Origin of the sequence: Paraburkholderia sp. J8-2 (assembly GCF_905220195.1) — a bacterium.
In the GTDB taxonomy this organism is placed as follows: Bacteria; Pseudomonadota; Gammaproteobacteria; order Burkholderiales; family Burkholderiaceae; genus Paraburkholderia.
Genome location: NZ_CAJMZA010000009.1, coordinates 113,511 through 130,152 on the forward strand (window position 1 = coordinate 113,511; position 16,642 = coordinate 130,152).

Annotated in this window: 13 protein-coding genes and 1 tRNA gene; 3 read left to right on the top strand and 11 right to left on the bottom strand. The window is 64.2% G+C overall.

Translation table 11 applies throughout. From position 1 onward, the window contains the following. Positions 1–249: 249 nt before the first annotated feature. Together U5A52_RS21030 and U5A52_RS21035 are read right to left on the bottom strand one after the other, a co-directional pair. Positions 250–1,872: an NAD(P)/FAD-dependent oxidoreductase gene (locus U5A52_RS21030; RefSeq protein WP_321936085.1), complete on the bottom strand. Its 1,623-nt coding sequence runs from the start codon at positions 1,870–1,872 to the stop codon at positions 250–252. Positions 1,873–2,035: 163 nt separating this feature from the next. Continuing rightward, positions 2,036–2,112 (bottom strand) — tRNA-Pro (locus U5A52_RS21035). A gap of 182 nt (positions 2,113–2,294) precedes the next feature. Here U5A52_RS21035 and sixA point away from each other — a divergent pair. Together sixA and U5A52_RS21045 are read left to right on the top strand one after the other, a co-directional pair. Further along, positions 2,295–2,759 carry a phosphohistidine phosphatase SixA gene (gene sixA, locus U5A52_RS21040; protein WP_321912435.1) on the top strand — a complete coding sequence of 155 codons (465 nt, stop codon included), beginning with the start codon at positions 2,295–2,297 and terminating at the stop codon, positions 2,757–2,759. A 225-nt stretch (positions 2,760–2,984) separates the two neighbouring features. Then, a complete protein-coding gene (locus U5A52_RS21045) occupies positions 2,985–3,803 on the top strand; it encodes a GNAT family N-acetyltransferase (RefSeq protein ID WP_321912437.1) in 819 nt (272 codons plus the stop codon). A 97-nt stretch (positions 3,804–3,900) separates the two neighbouring features. Here U5A52_RS21045 and ppx read toward each other — a convergent pair whose 3' ends face one another. After that, entirely contained in the window at positions 3,901–5,502 is a 1,602-nt protein-coding gene (gene ppx / locus U5A52_RS21050; RefSeq protein WP_415774031.1) for an exopolyphosphatase, read from the bottom strand. Positions 5,503–5,716: 214 nt separating this feature from the next. Here ppx and ppk1 point away from each other — a divergent pair, with 214 nt between their 5' ends. Then, positions 5,717–7,780 carry a polyphosphate kinase 1 gene (ppk1, locus tag U5A52_RS21055; protein ID WP_321912440.1) on the top strand — a complete coding sequence of 688 codons (2,064 nt, stop codon included), beginning with the start codon at positions 5,717–5,719 and terminating at the stop codon, positions 7,778–7,780. 80 nt (positions 7,781–7,860) lie between these two features. Here ppk1 and phoR read toward each other — a convergent pair whose 3' ends face one another. From phoR to glmM, 8 genes are all read right to left on the bottom strand, one after another. Further along, the gene (gene phoR / locus U5A52_RS21060; RefSeq protein ID WP_321936086.1) at positions 7,861–9,174 is read right to left on the bottom strand and encodes a phosphate regulon sensor histidine kinase PhoR; all 1,314 of its coding nucleotides are present in this window, start codon (positions 9,172–9,174) and stop codon (positions 7,861–7,863) included. 132 nt (positions 9,175–9,306) lie between these two features. After that, the gene (gene phoB, locus U5A52_RS21065) at positions 9,307–10,008 is read right to left on the bottom strand and encodes a phosphate regulon transcriptional regulator PhoB (protein WP_042261377.1); all 702 of its coding nucleotides are present in this window, start codon (positions 10,006–10,008) and stop codon (positions 9,307–9,309) included. A gap of 34 nt (positions 10,009–10,042) precedes the next feature. Further along, positions 10,043–10,747, bottom strand: coding sequence for a phosphate signaling complex protein PhoU (gene phoU, locus U5A52_RS21070; protein WP_321912443.1), 705 nt, complete (start codon positions 10,745–10,747; stop codon positions 10,043–10,045). Between the two features lie 19 nt (positions 10,748–10,766). Beyond that, positions 10,767–11,621, bottom strand: a complete 855-nt coding sequence (pstB, locus tag U5A52_RS21075) for a phosphate ABC transporter ATP-binding protein PstB (protein WP_407671808.1) — start codon at positions 11,619–11,621, stop codon at positions 10,767–10,769. A gap of 20 nt (positions 11,622–11,641) precedes the next feature. Further along, positions 11,642–12,538 carry a phosphate ABC transporter permease PstA gene (pstA, locus tag U5A52_RS21080; protein WP_321912447.1) on the bottom strand — a complete coding sequence of 299 codons (897 nt, stop codon included), beginning with the start codon at positions 12,536–12,538 and terminating at the stop codon, positions 11,642–11,644. Then, a complete protein-coding gene (gene pstC, locus U5A52_RS21085; RefSeq protein ID WP_158758209.1) occupies positions 12,535–13,521 on the bottom strand; it encodes a phosphate ABC transporter permease PstC in 987 nt (328 codons plus the stop codon). The genes pstA and pstC overlap by 4 nt, the downstream gene beginning before the upstream one ends. Before the next feature lie 211 nt (positions 13,522–13,732). Further along, positions 13,733–14,764, bottom strand: a complete 1,032-nt coding sequence (gene pstS, locus U5A52_RS21090; protein WP_321912449.1) for a phosphate ABC transporter substrate-binding protein PstS — start codon at positions 14,762–14,764, stop codon at positions 13,733–13,735. A 383-nt stretch (positions 14,765–15,147) separates the two neighbouring features. Then, the gene (gene glmM, locus U5A52_RS21095; protein WP_321912451.1) at positions 15,148–16,500 is read right to left on the bottom strand and encodes a phosphoglucosamine mutase; all 1,353 of its coding nucleotides are present in this window, start codon (positions 16,498–16,500) and stop codon (positions 15,148–15,150) included. Positions 16,501–16,642: the final 142 nt, after the last annotated feature.

Here is a 16,642-nt window from a genome sequence, read left to right on the forward strand (position 1 = left end):
GGCATCGGCAAGCAGGAGGCCGGTTCGCCTCCACCTGTATATTTATACAGTATTTTATGGGATTGGAGGAAGGCGGGAAATGGGGGATTGATTACTCCCGGACGCTGGGGCTTACGTCCGGGGCAAACGCCGCTTAAGGCAGGCGAGTAGCGCGCACGCTGAAGGGCGCGCTGAAGGGGAACACTGAGGGACGAACTGGAAGACGAACTGCGGGACGCGCCGGCGCATCCCGCCCGTCGTTTTTCGCTATCAGGACGCGTGCGCCGACGTCAGACTGAGCGCCACGGCTTGCGCCACCTCGATGCCGTCGATGGCCGCCGAGTAGATGCCGCCGGCATACCCGGCGCCTTCGCCGGCCGGATACAGACCCTCGACGTTCACGCTCTGGTAATCGTCCTTGCGACGAATCCGCAGCGGCGACGACGTGCGCGTCTCGACGCCCGTGAGCACCGCATCGTGCATCGCGAAGCCTGCGAGCTTCTTGTCGATCTGCGGAAGGGCTTCACGGATGGCTTCGATCACGTAGTCGGGCAGCGCGGTGCTGAGATCGGTCGGATGCACGCCCGGCTTGTAGGACGGCACCACGGAGCCCAGCGACGTCGACGGCCGCCCGGCGATAAAGTCGCCCACGAGTTGCCCCGGCGCCTGGTAATTGCCGCCGCCGAGCTCGAACGCCCGCTCTTCCCACTTGCGCTGGAACGCGATGCCCGCAAGCGGGCCGCCAGGATAATCCTCCGGCGTGATGCCGACGACGATGCCCGCATTCGCGTTGCGCTCGGCCCGCGAATACTGGCTCATGCCGTTGGTGACCACGCGGCCGGGTTCGGAGGTCGCCGCGACCACCGTGCCGCCGGGGCACATGCAGAAGCTATAGACCGACCGGCCATTGTTCGCGTGATGCACCACCTTGTAGTCGGCCGCGCCAAGCTCCTTGTGGCCCGCAAACTTGCCGAAGCGGCTGCGATCGATCACCCCCTGCGGGTGCTCGATGCGAAAACCCAGCGAAAACGGCTTCGCTTCCATGAACACGCCGCGATCGTGCAGCATCTGGAACGTGTCGCGCGCGCTGTGGCCAACCGCCAGCACGACGTGGTCGCACGGCAGCGTCTCGCCGTTCGAGAGCTTGAGCGCGCGCACCTTGCCCTGCTCGATCTCGATGTCTTCGACGCGCGTTTCGAAGCGCACTTCGCCGCCCAGTTCGTGGATGGTGGCGCGCATCTTTTCCACCATGCTCACGAGCCGGAACGTGCCGATGTGCGGCCGGCTCAGATACAGGATGTCTTCCGGCGCACCGGCCTTGACGAACTCCTCGAGCACCTTGCGGCCGTAGTGGTTCGGATCCTTGATCTGGCTGTAGAGCTTGCCGTCGGAAAACGTCCCCGCCCCGCCTTCGCCGAACTGCACGTTGGATTCAGGGTTGAGCACGGACTTGCGCCACAGGCCGAAAGTGTCCTTGGTGCGCTCGCGCACGGCTTTGCCGCGTTCGAGGATGATGGGACGAAAGCCCATCTGCGCGAGGATCAGTCCTGCGAACAGCCCGCACGGCCCCATGCCGATCACCACCGGGCGGGGGCGCGTCGAGTGCTCCGGCGCCTTCGCGACAAAGCGGTAGGTCATGTCCGGCGTCGCCCCGCAATGCGGCTTGCCGGCGATCCGCTTGAGCACCTTCGCCTCGTCCTTGACTTCGATGTCGACGATATAGGTCAGCTTGATATCCGAGCGCTTGCGTGCATCGTGCGCACGGCGGAAGACGGTGTAGCGGACGAGCGCGTCTGCCGCTACGCCGAGTTCCGCGAGGCGTCCCCGAATCGCGGCTTCAAGATCGCTTTCGGCGTGGTCGAGGGGGAGTTTGACTTCGGATAAACGTAACATGGCTGCCAGGGTGCGATCGCCACGGGAAGTGTGGCCGATCCGTATTTTATAAGCTCGGCGGCTTTTCAAATGGAACGCGGCCGTACGACGAAACGCAAGCCAAGCGATGCGAGGAAAAAGAAAAGGGGCTACAGGCCAATGGCGTGTAACCCCTCGGTATTGCTGGTCGGAGCGATAGGATTCGAACCTACGACCCTCTGATCCCAAATCAGATGCGCTACCAGGCTGCGCTACGCTCCGACGAATCAGAGATTGTAGCGGTAGTGCCCCTGTGCCGTCAAATCCGCGTACGACACAGCGAAAAAAGCGAGACGAAATGCGATCCGCATCACGCGCTTGCCGCTTAGCAGCGGGGCGTGCACCATGTGAGCACACGCCGCACATGCACCCAATGAGCCAATGAGCTAACAAAAGGAGACGCCATGCACCTCATCCTCTGGCGCCACGCCGAAGCCGAAGATATCGCCGCCAGCGACCTCGCCCGCCAGCTCACCACGCGCGGGCGCAAGCAGGCGCAGAACGTCGCGCGGTGGCTGCGCGCGCGCCTGCCCGACGACGCCGTGATCCTCGCCAGCCCCGCCGCGCGCACCATCCAGACCGCCGAGGCGCTCACCGACCAATATCGCGTCGTGCGCGAACTCGCGCCCGATGCGAGCGTCGAGCAGGTACTCACCGCCGTGGGCTGGCCCAAGGGCCTCTCGTCCACGGTCGTGGTGGTCGGCCATCAGCCCACGCTCGGCGAGGTCGCGGCGCGCCTGCTCTCGGGTGGCACCGACTCGCGCAGCTGGGCGGTGAAGAAAGCCGGCGTGCTTTGGCTCGCCAGCCGCGACCGCAACGGCGACGATCAGGCCGTCCTGCACGCGGCCATCACGCCCGAGCTCGTCTAGTCCTCCGCCCGCCTCCACCTTCCACCGGGCCGCCTGCAGGCGGCCCTTCAGCGGTTAAACCGCAGTTCAACCGCGGTTTAACCGCGCCCGCCGCCCCGCCCATCCGGCGACCTCGCCCGTCTGCCTTACACCACGTCATCGAATCGTCATTGCGTTTTCATGGAAACGTAACCGCGTATTACTAAATTGCCGGGAAAGTTCTCTTACTTCCGACCAGGACGCCCCATGCGAGATCTGCCGACGCCCTCCCTGCCATTCGCCTCGACGTTGTTCGAGTCGAACCGACGCTTGCCGCGTGCCGAAGAAACGGTCACCGCGCAGCATCGGCTGCAGGTCGCCTGGGCTCGCACCGACGAGGAACTGCGCGAGGCCCAGCGTCTGCGCTACCGCGTGTTCGCAGAAGAAATGGGCGCACGCCTGACCGGCCCGGCCGGTCTCGACGTCGACGCCTTCGACTCGTACTGCGACCACCTGCTCGTGCGCGACCTCGACACGCTCAAGGTCGTCGGCACTTACCGCGTGCTGCCGCCGCACCAGGCGGCGCGCATCGGCCGCCTCTATGCCGAAAGCGAATTCGACGTCTCGCGCCTTGCGCACCTGCGCCCGAAAATGGTCGAGGTGGGCCGCTCGTGCGTGCACCCCGACTACCGCAGCGGCTCGGTCATCATGTCGCTGTGGGGCGGTCTGGGCGGCTATATGCAGCACAACGGCTACGAGACGATGCTCGGCTGCGCGAGCGTCGCCATGGCCGACGGCGGCCACTACGCGGCGAACCTGTACTGCGCGCTCGGCGCGAACGCGCTGACCGCGCCCGAGTATCGCGCCTTCCCGCACACGCCGCTGCCCGTCGAGGAACTGCGCACCGGCGCCCCCGCCGTGCCGCCGCCGCTCATCAAGGGCTATCTGCGCCTCGGCGCGAAAATCTGCGGTGCGCCCGCCTGGGACCCTGACTTCAACACCGCCGACTTCCTCACGCTCTTCCGCCTTTCGGAGATCAACGAGCGTTACGCGCGCCACTTCCTCGGCGAAGCCGTCACGCGCTAAGTCCCCATTCGCCCTTCAGCGGGCGAACACAGCGGGCGAAAAAAAAGCCCGGCTCATTGGCGAGCCGGGCTTTTTTTACCAGCGAAGCGCGCAGCGCTCACTCCTCCGTATACACCACGCGATACGGAATGCCGATCTTGCCCCATTCGGCCGCTTCCTGAACGAGGTTGTAATCGGTGAGCGGATTGTTCTGGACCCACGCATTGGGCAGCAGCACTTCGTAGCCGTTGCCCTCCTGCTCCACCGTGATGTGCGGCAGACCGACGTCGGCGCGGCGGCGCGTGAGCAGTGCGGCCAGACGCAGGCAGAACAGCAGCGGCCACTCCACATCGCGCGCTTGCGAGAGCTTGCCGAGCTTGCCCACGTGGCCGAGCACGAGCGCGGCAAGGCGCGCCTGGTCGGTGCGCGAAAAGCCGGGCATGTCCGCGTTGCTGGCGATGTAGGCCGAGTGCTTGTGATACGCGCTGTGCGAAATGGACAGCCCGATTTCGTGCAGCGACGCCGCCCACGTGAGGAACATGCGGTTCTCTTCGCGGCGCTCCTCGTCGGGCTCCTCGAACTGGTCGTAGAACTTCACGGCCAGCTCGCCGATGCGCCCCGCCTGCGCGCGATCCACGCCGTAGCGGCGCATGAAGCCTTCCACCGTGACCGTGCGCATGTCCTCGTGCTGCGAGCGGCCCAGCAGGTCGTAGAGCACGCCCAGTCGCAGCGCGCCGTCCGTGGTGTCGACGTAGTCGATGCCGAGTTCCTCGAACACCGCGATCATGATCGAGAGGCCGCCGGCCAGCACGGGAATACGGTCGGGCTTGAGCGCGACGAGCTTGAGCCGGTTCACGTTCTCGGCCTTGATGAGCGCGCGCTTCAGGCGCTCGAGGCCGCCGCGCGAAATGCCGTGCGTAATGCCGGGATCGTTGAAGCCGTTCGCCTCGACGAGTTCCGCAAGCGCACGCGCCGTGCCCGACGAGCCGATCGCCTGGTCCCAGCCGGTTTTGCGGTAGTCGGCGGAAATGATCTGGATTTCGCGCGTGGCCGCGAGTTCGGCCTGGCGCATGGTGTACTCGTCGACGTTGCCCGAGGGGAAGAACTGGCGGCTATGGCTCACGCAGCCGATATAGAGGCTTTCCATGCGGATCGGCGTGTAGTGCGCGCCGATGATGAACTCGGTCGAGCCGCCGCCGATGTCCACCACGAAGCGCTTGCCGGCGCTCGCCGGCACCGAGTGCGCGGCGCCCGCGTAGATGAGACGCGCTTCTTCGCGGCCCGCGATCACTTCGATCGGAAAGCCGAGCGCCGCTTCCGCCTCGGTGAGGAACTCGCGCGCGTTCTTGGCCACGCGCAGCGTATTGGTCGCCACCGCGCGCACCTGGTCGGGATGGAAGTCGCGCAGCCGCTCGCCGAAGCGCTTGAGCGCGTCCCAGCCGCGCACCTGCGAGGCGCGGTCGAGCAGCTTGTCCTTCGACAGGCCGGCCGCGAGCCGCACGGGTTCGCGCAGGGCATCCACCGGGTAGATCTGGCTGCCGGCGTCGGTTTCCTCGACGCGGCCTACGATCAGACGAAAACTGTTCGAACCGAGGTCGACGGCGGCAAGCAGGTGGGGATTGGTGACCATCGAAGGGGCAGGCTCCATGCGTGCATACAGAGACGACCGCGCGGCCATGCGGGCTTGCTGCGCCGCCGCCGCACTGTCCAAATGCGTCATTTTAAGCGTAGCCGACTTCACCATGTCGCTCCTCGCATTGGTCATGACCATGGGTACTTTTACCCAGCGTGCATGTTCGCAACGCGACTTGTCGATTTCGTGAAAATGCGGCGTAAAATTTATGACACACCGAATGTCACAATAAAGTCATATTACTGTGAGAATTTCCGAGCGTCCGTTCGAATCACTCCCTGACATTCCGTTTTCATTGCCGATGTCCATCCGCTATCCCCTACTCAATCGCGAACTGGGCATTCTGGGATTCAATGAGCGCGTGCTCGCACAGGCGTCCGATCCCGCTGTTCCTTTGCTGGAGCGCTTGCGCTTCATCTGTATCACCAGCAGCAACCTCGACGAATTCTTCGAAGTCCGCATGGCCGGGCTTCAGGAGCAGATGCGCGACAACCCGGGCGTCCTCTCGCCCGACGGCATGTCGCTGCAGCACGTGTACGACCTCGTGGTCGAGCGCGCGCAGCGTCTCGTGCATCGCCAGTACCGCATGCTGCACGACACCGTGCTGCCCGCGCTCGAACAGGAAGGCATCTATTTCCACGGCACCGACGCCTGGAACGAAGCGCAAACCGCCTGGGCGCGCAAATACTTCTTCGACGAACTGCTGCCCGTTCTCACGCCCATCGGGCTCGACCCCGCGCACCCGTTCCCGCGCGTGCTCAACAAGAGCCTGAACTTCGTGGTCGAACTCGAAGGCAAGGACGCCTTCGGGCGCCAGGCCGTCATGGGCATCGTGCAGGCGCCGCGCGCGCTGCCGCGCCTCGTGCGCATGCCGCAGGAGCTTTCCGGCTTCCAGCACGGCTTCGTGCTGCTCGGCTCGCTGCTGCAGCGCTTCGTGGGCGAGCTGTTCCCGAGCCTCGTCGTGCGCAGCTGCAACCAGTTCCGCATCACGCGCAACAGTGAACTCTTCGTCGACGAAGACGAAATTACCAACCTGCGCGTGGCGCTGCAGGGCGAACTGCCAGCGCGGCACCTGGGCAATGCGGTGCGGCTCGAAGTGTCGGCGGAAACGCCCCCGCATCTCGCGAAGCGCCTGCTCGACGAAAGCGGTCTCGACGAAAAAGACTGCTATTACGTCGATGGCCCCGTGAATCTCGTGCGCCTCATGCAGTTGCCCGAGATGGTCGATCGCCCCGACCTCAAGTTCGTGCCGCACGTGCCCGCCATTCCGCAGCGCATCGCCGCGAACAGCAACATGTTCGACGTGATCGATCAGGGCGACGTGCTTCTGCATCATCCGTACGAGAGCTTCCAGCCCGTGCTGGAACTGCTGCTGCAGGCCGCCAACGATCCGAACGTGGTCGCGATCAAGCAGACGATCTACCGCACTGGCACCGACTCGCCGCTCATGGACGCGCTCATGCAGGCCGCGCGCAACGGCAAGGAAGTGACGGTGGTCGTGGAACTGCTCGCGCGCTTCGACGAAGAGACCAACATCAACTGGGCCGCGCAGCTCGAAGCCGTGGGCGCGCACGTGGTGTACGGCGTGGTGGGCCACAAGTGCCACGCCAAGATGATGCTGATCGTGCGCCGCGTGCCCGTGAACGGCCGCATGGTGCTGCGCCGCTATGTGCACCTCGGCACCGGCAACTACCATCCGCGCACGGCGCGCCTCTATACCGACTTCGGCCTCATGACTTCGGAGCCGAAGATGTGCGAGGACGTGCACCACGTCTTCCAGCAGCTCACGGGCATCGGCGGCGAGCTGCAGCTGCATGATCTGTGGCAGTCGCCGTTCACGCTGCATCCGAAGATGATCGAGGCGATTCGCAACGAAGCCGACGCCGCGCGTGCGGGCAAGAAGGCGCGTATCGTCGCGAAAATGAACGCGCTGCTCGAGCCGACCGTCATCGACGAGTTGTACGAAGCATCGCAGGCCGGCGTGAAGATCGACCTGATCATCCGTGGCGTGTGCTCGCTGCAGCCGGGCGTGCCAGGGCTCTCCGAGAACATCACCGTGCGCTCGATCGTCGGGCGCTTTCTCGAGCACCATCGCATTTACTACTTCTATGCGGGCGGCAAGGAAGACGTCTATTTGTCGAGCGCGGACTGGATGGATCGCAACCTGTTCCGCCGCGTCGAAGTAGCGTTCCCGATCCACGACCGCAGGCTCAAGCGCCGCGTGATCGCCGAAGGGCTTTCCACCTTCCTCGGCGACAATCAATCGGCGTGGCTCATGCAAAGCGACGGCCACTATCGCCGCCGCCGCGCGGGCAAGGCCGTGCGCAATGCGCAGTTGAGCTTGCTCGCGAAGTTCTGTCCGTAATGCACTGATCGCGCCGCTCACGCTGCACGCAAAAAAGCCGCTTCGAATGAAGCGGCTTTTTCAATGGCAACTGCAGATCCTCAGACCGGCGCCGGCTGCCTTCTCGTCGTGCGCGCGGTCGGGAAGCGCACCGTGAACGTGCTGCCCCGCCCTTCCTCGCTCTTCACTTCGAGCGCCGCGTCGTGGCGCTGCAGCACGTGCTTGACGATTGCGAGGCCCAGGCCCGTGCCGCCCGTGTCGCGCGAGCGGCTGCGATCCACGCGATAGAAGCGCTCGGTCAGGCGCGGAATATCGGCGGCCGGAATGCCCAGGCCGCTGTCGGTGACGGAAAACACCGCGCTGCCATGCTCCGCGCGCCAGGATAGATGCACCGTGCCGCTGTCCGGCGTGTAGCGCACCGCATTGGTCGCGAGATTGCCCAGCGCGCTCATGATCTCCGTTTCGGAACCGGTGACGCTCAGGCCGTCGTCGAAATCGGCCGTGATGCGGTGATGGCCGCCCGAAAGGCTTTCGGCGTCCTCGCGCACGTGTCCGAGCACCGCGCGCATGTCGACCATATGGTCGCCGGGCTGACGCCCCTCGCCTTCCAGTTTCGCGAGCACGAGCAGGTCGGTGACGATGTGGCGCATGCGCGAGGCCTGTTGCTCCATCAGCTCCAGGTAGCGGTTGCGCTCGGCTTCGCCAAGCGGCAGCTCGCGCATCGTCTCGAGAAAGCCCGAGAGCACCGTGATCGGCGTTTTCAGCTCGTGCGAGACATTGGCCACGAAGTCGCGCCGCATGGCGTCGGTGCGCTCGAGTTCGGTGATGTCCTGCGAAAGCACGAGCTTGCGGTTCTCGCCGTACGGAAACACCTGCACCGAGATCACGTTCTGACGCTTCGCGCCCATGCCGCGCATGATCAGCATGTCCTTGTAGTCGTGCGAATTGAGGTAGCGCACGAAGTCGGGCTGCCGTACGAGATGCGTGATGTGCTGGCGCAGATCGCGCCTCGCGTCGAGCCCGAAGTGGACTTCGGAGATCGCGTTGCACCACTCGATCTGGTCGTGGTCGTCGAGCATGGCGACGCCGTTGGGCGAAGCCTGGATCGCCTGGATGAAACGCGAGTGCTGCTGCTCCACCTGGCGCACCTGAGCGTGCCAGCGCTTCGCGAGCTTGTGCAAACGGTAGTAGATTTCGCCCCAGATGCCAGGAGCGCTCGGCACTTCGCCGTAGACCGGAGCGTCGAGCAGGCGCCAGAGACGCTGCTTGTGGAACGTGCTGAAGAGCATTTGCGCGAGCAGCGCCAGCACGGCGATGCCCAGCGCGATCTTGACGCCGAAAATCGCGCCAATACCCGCGCAAATGAGCGCGAGCAAAACGATCGATACGAGGGAGCGCGCCCAGATGATGTTCATGTTCCTGCGATCGAAGAATAATACGGTCGGATGCGGGCACGCGACATCTTGTTACCGCCGCTCGATTGCCGGCGGCAGTGAAGCGGTCGCGCCGCCCGGTGACTCACCCTGCGGCGCGGCCGTTATCCCAGCTTAGGCGCTCTTGGCGAGACGGTAGCCGCTGCCGCGCACCGTTTCGATCATAGCATCGCACCCTGCCGGCTTGAGCGCGGCGCGCAGACGCTTGATATGCACGTCCACGGTGCGCTCTTCCACGAACACGTGATCGCCCCACACCTGGTCGAGCAGTTGCGTGCGGCTGTGCACGCGCTCCGGATGCGTCATGAAGAAGTGCAGCAGGCGGAACTCGGTCGGGCCGAGGTCGAGCTTGATTTCCGAGCCTTCGGCGGCGGCCGCCACGCGGTGCGTGGCCGGATCGAGCTTCAGACCGTTGATCGCCACCACGTCTTCCGTGAGCTGCGGCGCGCGGCGGCGCAGCACCGCCTTGATGCGCGCCATCAGCTCCTTGGGCGAGAACGGCTTCGTCACGTAGTCGTCAGCGCCGATTTCGAGGCCGAGCACCTTGTCCTGCTCGTCGCCACGCGCGGTCAGCATGATGATCGGAATATGCTTCGTACGCTCGTTGTTGCGCAGATCGCGCGCGAAATTCACACCCGACTTGCCCGGCAACATCCAGTCGAGCAGGATGAGATCGGGCAGCACGTCGCTGATCAGGTTCTGCGCCTGCTCCGCGTTGTAGGCGCGGATCGGGCAGTGGCCTGCGTGCTGCAGGTTCACCGAAATCAGCTCGGAAATAGCGGGCTCATCTTCGATGACGAGAATGCTGCTAGGCATCGGCACCTCTTGACCTTGTTACCTGTGGAGTTGATTAGCTGAGTGCTTCGCGTTCGAGCGCGTCGCGCGACTTGTGCCGCACGTCGGTGCCCTTCACGATGTAAATGATGAATTCCGCGATGTTCTTCGCGTGGTCGCCGATCCGCTCGATCGCCTTGGCGATGAACAGATAGTCGAGGCCCACGGAGATCGTGCGCGGATCTTCCATCATGTAGCTCACGAGCTTGCGCACGAACGCGCGGAATTCCTCGTCGATCGCCTTGTCGTCGCGCACGATCTGCGCGGCGGCCACGGTGTCGAGACGCGCGAACGCGTCGAGCGCGCGGCGCAGGATCGACACGGCCATCTCGCCCGAGACCTTGATCTCGGCGATGTTGACGGTACGCGAGGCGCCGTCTTCCATCAGGCGCTTCGTGCGCTTGGCGATCTTTTCGGCTTCGTCGCCGGCGCGCTCGAGGTTCGTGATGGTCTTCGAAATGGCGAGTACGAGGCGCAGGTCGCGCGCGGCCGGCTGGCGGCGCGCGATGATGTTGCTGCACTCTTCGTCGATCTCGACTTCCATCGTGTTGAGGCGGTCTTCAGCGGCGATCACACGCTCGGCGGCGGCGCCGTCGAACTCGTTGAGCGCCTGCATGGCCGTGATGATCTGCGATTCGACGAGGCCGCCCATTTCGAGCACCTTCGACGAAATGAGGTTCAAATCGGCGTCGAACTGGCTGGACAAGTGTTTGTCGGACATGATTTGCTCCCTGCAACGCTCAGCCGAAGCGGCCGGTAATGTAGTCTTCCGTTTCCTTGCGGACCGGCTTGATGAAGATCTTTTCGGTGTCGCCGAACTCGATCAGCTCACCCAGGTACATGTATGCAGTGTAGTCCGAGCAGCGCGCGGCCTGCTGCATGTTATGGGTGACGATCACCACCGTGTAGTCGCTCTTGAGTTCCGCGATCAGCTCTTCGATACGGCCCGTGGAAATCGGGTCGAGCGCCGAGCACGGCTCGTCGAGCAGCAGCACTTCGGGGCGGATCGCAATGCCGCGCGCGATACACAGGCGCTGCTGCTGGCCGCCCGAGAGGCCGTAGCCGCTCTGGCCGAGCTTGTCCTTCACTTCGTTCCAGAGCGCGGCCTTGGTGAGCGCCCACTCCACACGATCGTCCATTTCCGGGCGCGAGAGCTTCTCGAACATCTTCACGCCGAACGCGATGTTGTCGTAAATCGACATCGGGAACGGGGTCGGCTTCTGGAACACCATGCCGATGCGTGCGCGCAGCAGCGAAATATCGCGCTTGGTCGCGAGCAGGTTCTCGCCGTCCATCACGATCTCGCCTTCGGCGCGCTGCTCCGGGTAGAGCGCGAACATCTTGTTGAAGGTGCGCAGGAGCGTGGACTTGCCGCAGCCCGACGGGCCGATGAACGCCGTCACCTTGCCTTCAGGAATCTGCAGGTTGATGTTCTTCAGCGCGTGGTACTTGCCGTAGAAGAAGTTCAGGTCCTTCACTTCGATCTTCGGCTTGCCCAGCGCCGGCAGGCGTGCGTTCTGGGCGGGATCCGCAGGTTCAAACCCAGCGGAGGGCGCATTGCCGTGCGCAGCGGTGTTGAGGTGACTCTCAGCCATGTTCATCGGGAACTCCGCCCTTACTTTTTCGAAAAGACCGTGCGCGCGAGGATATTCAGACCCAGCACGCCCAGCGTGATCAGGAAAACGCCGGCCCACGCAAGCGACTGCCACTGCGCAAACGGGCTCATCGCGAACTTGAAGATCGTGACCGGCAGGTTCGCGATCGGTTGATTCATGTCGGCGCTAAAGAACTGGTTCGACAGCGCGGTGAAGAGCAGCGGCGCGGTTTCGCCGGCGATACGGGCGATGGCGAGCAGCACGCCCGTCACGATGCCCGCAATCGACGCCTTCAGCGTGATGGAGAGCACCATCTTCCACTTCGGCGTGCCGAGTGCGAAAGCCGCTTCGCGCAGCGCGTTCGGCACAAGCTTGAGCATGTTCTCGGTCGTGCGGATCACGATCGGGATCTGCAGCAGCGCAAGCGCAATCGCGCCGGCCCAACCGCTGAAGTGCCCCATCTTCGCGACCACGAGTGCGTAGACGAACAGGCCCACGACGATCGAGGGCGCCGACAGCAGAATGTCGTTGATGAAGCGCGTGACGCTAGCGAGCCAGCCCTTCTGGCCGTATTCCGCCAGATAGATGCCCGCGAGAATGCCGATCGGCGTGCCGACGAACGTTGCGATCACAACGAGCAGCAGGCTGCCGACGATGGCGTTCAGAAGACCGCCGCCATCGGTGTTCGGCGGGGGCGTGGACTGCGTGAACAGCTCGACCGAAAGACCGCCGATGCCGAGCGAAATTGTCGTGTAGAGAATCCACACGAGCCACAGAAGGCCGAACCCCATGGCGGCGAGCGAGAGCGTGAGCGCGATCGCGTTGGTCACGCGGCGGCGGCGCTGCAGCTTGTCGCGCATGCGGTCCAGTTCGGGGCCGTAAATCGCACCCGGAATTTTCATCATCGGTTCGCTCATCGCGCACCCTCCGATTTTTCAAGGCGCAGCAACATGAGCTTCGAGATCGACAGCACGATGAACGTAATCACGAAGAGGATCAGGCCGAGTTCCATCAGCGCGGCCGTGTGCAGGCCCGGGCTCGCTTCCGCGAACTCGTTGGCAAGCGCCGAGGTAATGCTGTTGCCCGGCGAAAAGAGCGACACGTTGTCGAGCAGGTTCGTATTGCCGATCACGAACGTGACGGCCATGGTCTCGCCAAGCGCGCGGCCAAGGCCGAGCATCACGCCGCCGATCACACCGGTCTTGGTGAACGGCAGCACGATCTTCCACATCACTTCCCAGGTCGTGCAGCCGATGCCGTAGGCCGACTCCTTGAGCAGCACGGGCGTGACTTCGAACACGTCGCGCATGACCGACGCGATGTACGGAATGATCATGATCGCGAGAATCACGCCGGCGCACAGAATGCCGATGCCGATAGGCGCGCCCTGGAACAGCGCGCCGACGATCGGCATGCCGCCCAGCAGCGTGCCGAGCGGCTTTTCGAACCACTGCGCGAAGATCGGCGCGAACACGAGCAGACCCCACATACCGTAGACGATCGACGGGATCGCGGCGAGCAGTTCGATGGCGATGCCGAGCGGCCGGCGCAGCCATGCGGGCGAAAGCTCGGTGAGGAAGAGCGCGATGCCGAAGCTCACGGGCACGGCAATGATGAGCGCGATGAGCGACGTGGCGATCGTGCCGTAGATGGGCACGAGCGCGCCGAACTGCTCGCTGGGGGGATCCCAGTCGGCAGTCCAGAGGAATGCGAAACCGAACTTCTGGATCGTCGGCAACGAGGCGACGATCAGCGACACGATGATGCCGCCGAGCAGCAACAGCGTGACGATGGCAGCGAGGCGCGCGAGGCCGCCAAAGATGATGTCCCCTGCCGGGCTGGGCGCTTTTTGCTGCGCGGCGTTGCCGGGCGGGTTCGACACGAGCGGGACGTCGGACATGGTGACCTGGGTTCCAGTTGCCGCGAGCTTGAAGCTCACGACGTTGATGCAGCCGTAGGACTGCAGATCGCCCGCCTTCCGGCCGTTAATACTGACGACTGAGCCGGAAGGCGGGCGGCACATCATGGACAGCGCAGAATCAGGCAAGCCACAAGCGAACAGGCCGCGCGCGTCACGCGGCGGCCTTTTTTACGCTTGCCTGACGCCTGGCTTATTCAGCGACCGGCTTGCCGCTCGCGTCCTTGACCTTCTCCTTCCACTGCGACTTGATTTCGCTCACAACCGACGGCGGCAGCGAGATGTAGTCGAGGCTGTCAGCAGCCGGCGTGCCGTTCTTGAAGGCCCAGTCGAAGAACTTGAGCGTTTCCTTGCCCTGGTCCGGCTTGTCCTGTGCCGTGTGCAGCAGCACGAAGGTCGCGCCGACAACCGGCCATGCGTCCTTGCCCGGCTCGTTCGTGAGGATCTGATAGAACGACTTCTTCCAGTCCGCGCCGGCAGCCGCTGCCTTGAACGTTTCGGTATCCGGCTGAACCACCGCGCCCGACTCGTTCTTCATGGCAGTGTAGACCATGTGATTTTGCTTGGCGTACGCCCACTCGACGTAGCCGATCGCGCCCGGCAGGCGCTGCACGAAGGCCGCAACACCGTCGTTGCCCTTGCCGCCCGTGCCCGTCGGCCATGCCACGGTCGTGCCTTCGCCGACCTTGCTCTTCCACTCGGGGTTGACCTTCGAGAGGTAGTTCGTCCAGATGAAGCTGGTGCCCGAACCGTCGGCGCGGCGGACCACAGCGATGTCGAGGTCAGGCAGTTTGACCTTCGGGTTCAGCGCGACGATGGCCGGATCGTTCCACTTCTTGATCTTGCCGAGGTAGATGTCGCCGAGCACCGGGCCCGACAGCGTGATTTCGCCGGCCTTCACGCCCGGCACGTTGATCGCCGGCACGACGCCGCCGACCACCGTCGGGAACTGGAACAGGCCTTCCTTGGCCAGATCTTCGTCCTTCAGCGGCGCGTCCGAGCCCGCGAAGTCAACGGTCTTGGCTTGAATCTGCTTGATGCCACCCGACGAACCAATGCCCTGGTAATTCACCTTGCCGCCGCCCGACTTTTGATAGGCATCCGCCCATTTCGTATAGATCGGTGCTGCGAAGGTGCTACCCGCGCCAGTGATGTCAGCAGCCTGCGCTGCGATCGCGAAGAGCGCGCCAGCAACGCCAGCGAGCGCGGTTTGCATCAATTTCATGAGACCTCCAGTGTGTGAGCGGATGAACGACACCGCGAAGCTTAGGGGGTCTCTGTGACAGTACTGTGACGATTCATGAAGCAAACGTGACAGTACGATTACTGGCTGAAAGGCGCGTGGATATGCGTATTGGGCGGTCTGCGAGGTGCGCTCGCGCGATGGCCGGCAGGGGTGGCCGCGGCTGAAACGCCCGCCGGATGGGCGCTCGGAAGGCGTCCCGGGGTCCGATGAAAAAATTCGAGGAATTCCTCGAAAATGATTTGCAAACGGTTATGTGAGTGTTTTAAACGTTTGCCTGCTTGCGCTTCGACGTCGAAAAAATCGCAAAAAAATGAGCGTGACGGCGGCTTGCGCCGTCACGCTCATCGGCTTGTCGCTGGCGATTACGCGATCGAACGCTTGACCACGTTGGCGATCGCCTCGGCGTAGTGCACCGTGTCGCGCTCCTCGCGAGCCTCGACCATCACGCGCAGCACCGGCTCCGTGCCCGACGCGCGGATCAGTACGCGCCCCTTACCCTTCAATTCCGCCTCGGCGGAAGCGATCGACTGCTGGATCTCGGCATTGCCCTTCCAGTCGGCGCCATGCGCGATGCGCACGTTGATGAGCTTCTGCGGAAACAGCTTCACGCCGTCGAGCAGTTGCGCGATTGTCTTGCCACTGCGTTTCATCGCCGCGAGCACGAGCAACGCCGAGACGATGCCGTCGCCGGTCGTGTGGCGGTCGAGCGAAAGAATGTGACCCGAGCCTTCGGCGCCGAGCTGCCAGCCGCGCTCGCGCAGTTGCTCCAGCACGTAGCGGTCGCCCACGTTCGCGCGCACGAGCTGCACGCCAAGACCTTCGAGCGCCTGCTCGATCGCAAGATTGGTCATGAGCGTGCCGACCGCCCCTTCCACCTTGCCATCGGTCGCAATGCGGTCCTTCACGAGCACGTAGAGCAGTTCGTCGCCGTTGTAGAGGCGGCCTTGTGCGTCCACCACCTGGAGACGGTCGGCGTCGCCGTCCAGCGCGATGCCGAGGTCGGCGTGATTCGCGCGCACGGCGCGCACGAGCGCGTCGGGCGCGGTCGCGCCCACGCCGTCGTTGATGTTGAAACCGTTCGGCGACACGCCGATCGGAATCACGTCCGCGCCCAGTTCGTGGAACACGTGCGGCGCGATGTCATAACCCGCGCCGTTGGCACAGTCGATCACGAGCTTGAGGCCGCGCAGGTTGAACGCCTGCGGGAACGTGCTCTTGCAGAACTCGATGTAGCGACCGCCCGCGTCGTGCAGGCGGCGTGCGCGGCCGAGTTGCTCTGACGGCGCGCACGCGAGCGGCTGCTCGAGCTGTTCCTCGATTTGCGTCTCCACCTCGTCGGGGAGCTTGTTGCCGTCGGCGGAGAAGAACTTGATGCCGTTGTCGTAGTAGGGATTGTGCGACGCGCTGATCACGACGCCCGCGGCAAGCCGCAGCGCACGCGTGAGATAGGCGATGCCGGGCGTGGTCATCGGCCCGGCCAGCATCACGTCGATACCCGCGGCCGACAGCCCCGCCTCCAGAGAAGCTTCGAGCATATAGCCCGAAATACGCGTGTCCTTGCCGATCAGCACGGACGGGCGCGGCCCGGATACCCCCGCCGACCCAGCGAGCACCTTGCCCGCCGCGTAGCCTAGCCGAAGCACGAAATCGGGCGTGATCGGCGCCTCGCCGACCTTGCCACGCACCCCATCAGTTCCGAAATAACGACGTCCCATCTTTCTACCCCTCGGTTTGGTGCTGCCTTGTCCTGTATTTTGGCCGCCCGGATGCGTTCGTGCATCCCGTGGCAAAGAGCGTCGCCGGTCGATCGCGCAGTTGGTCGCGCAGTTGGTCACGCAGTCAGTCACGCAGTTGCTC

Coding starts and splice junctions, on each gene's coding strand:
- U5A52_RS21030 (WP_321936085.1), bottom strand. CDS start 1,872: ATGTTACGTTTATCCGAAGTCAAACTCCCCCTCGACCACGCCGAAAGC.
- sixA (WP_321912435.1), top strand. CDS start 2,295: ATGCACCTCATCCTCTGGCGCCACGCCGAAGCCGAAGATATCGCCGCC.
- U5A52_RS21045 (WP_321912437.1), top strand. CDS start 2,985: ATGCGAGATCTGCCGACGCCCTCCCTGCCATTCGCCTCGACGTTGTTC.
- ppx (WP_415774031.1), bottom strand. CDS start 5,502: ATGACGCATTTGGACAGTGCGGCGGCGGCGCAGCAAGCCCGCATGGCC.
- ppk1 (WP_321912440.1), top strand. CDS start 5,717: ATGTCCATCCGCTATCCCCTACTCAATCGCGAACTGGGCATTCTGGGA.
- phoR (WP_321936086.1), bottom strand. CDS start 9,174: ATGAACATCATCTGGGCGCGCTCCCTCGTATCGATCGTTTTGCTCGCG.
- phoB (WP_042261377.1), bottom strand. CDS start 10,008: ATGCCTAGCAGCATTCTCGTCATCGAAGATGAGCCCGCTATTTCCGAG.
- phoU (WP_321912443.1), bottom strand. CDS start 10,747: ATGTCCGACAAACACTTGTCCAGCCAGTTCGACGCCGATTTGAACCTC.
- pstB (WP_407671808.1), bottom strand. CDS start 11,621: ATGGCTGAGAGTCACCTCAACACCGCTGCGCACGGCAATGCGCCCTCC.
- pstA (WP_321912447.1), bottom strand. CDS start 12,538: ATGAGCGAACCGATGATGAAAATTCCGGGTGCGATTTACGGCCCCGAA.
- pstC (WP_158758209.1), bottom strand. CDS start 13,521: ATGTCCGACGTCCCGCTCGTGTCGAACCCGCCCGGCAACGCCGCGCAG.
- pstS (WP_321912449.1), bottom strand. CDS start 14,764: ATGAAATTGATGCAAACCGCGCTCGCTGGCGTTGCTGGCGCGCTCTTC.
- glmM (WP_321912451.1), bottom strand. CDS start 16,500: ATGGGACGTCGTTATTTCGGAACTGATGGGGTGCGTGGCAAGGTCGGC.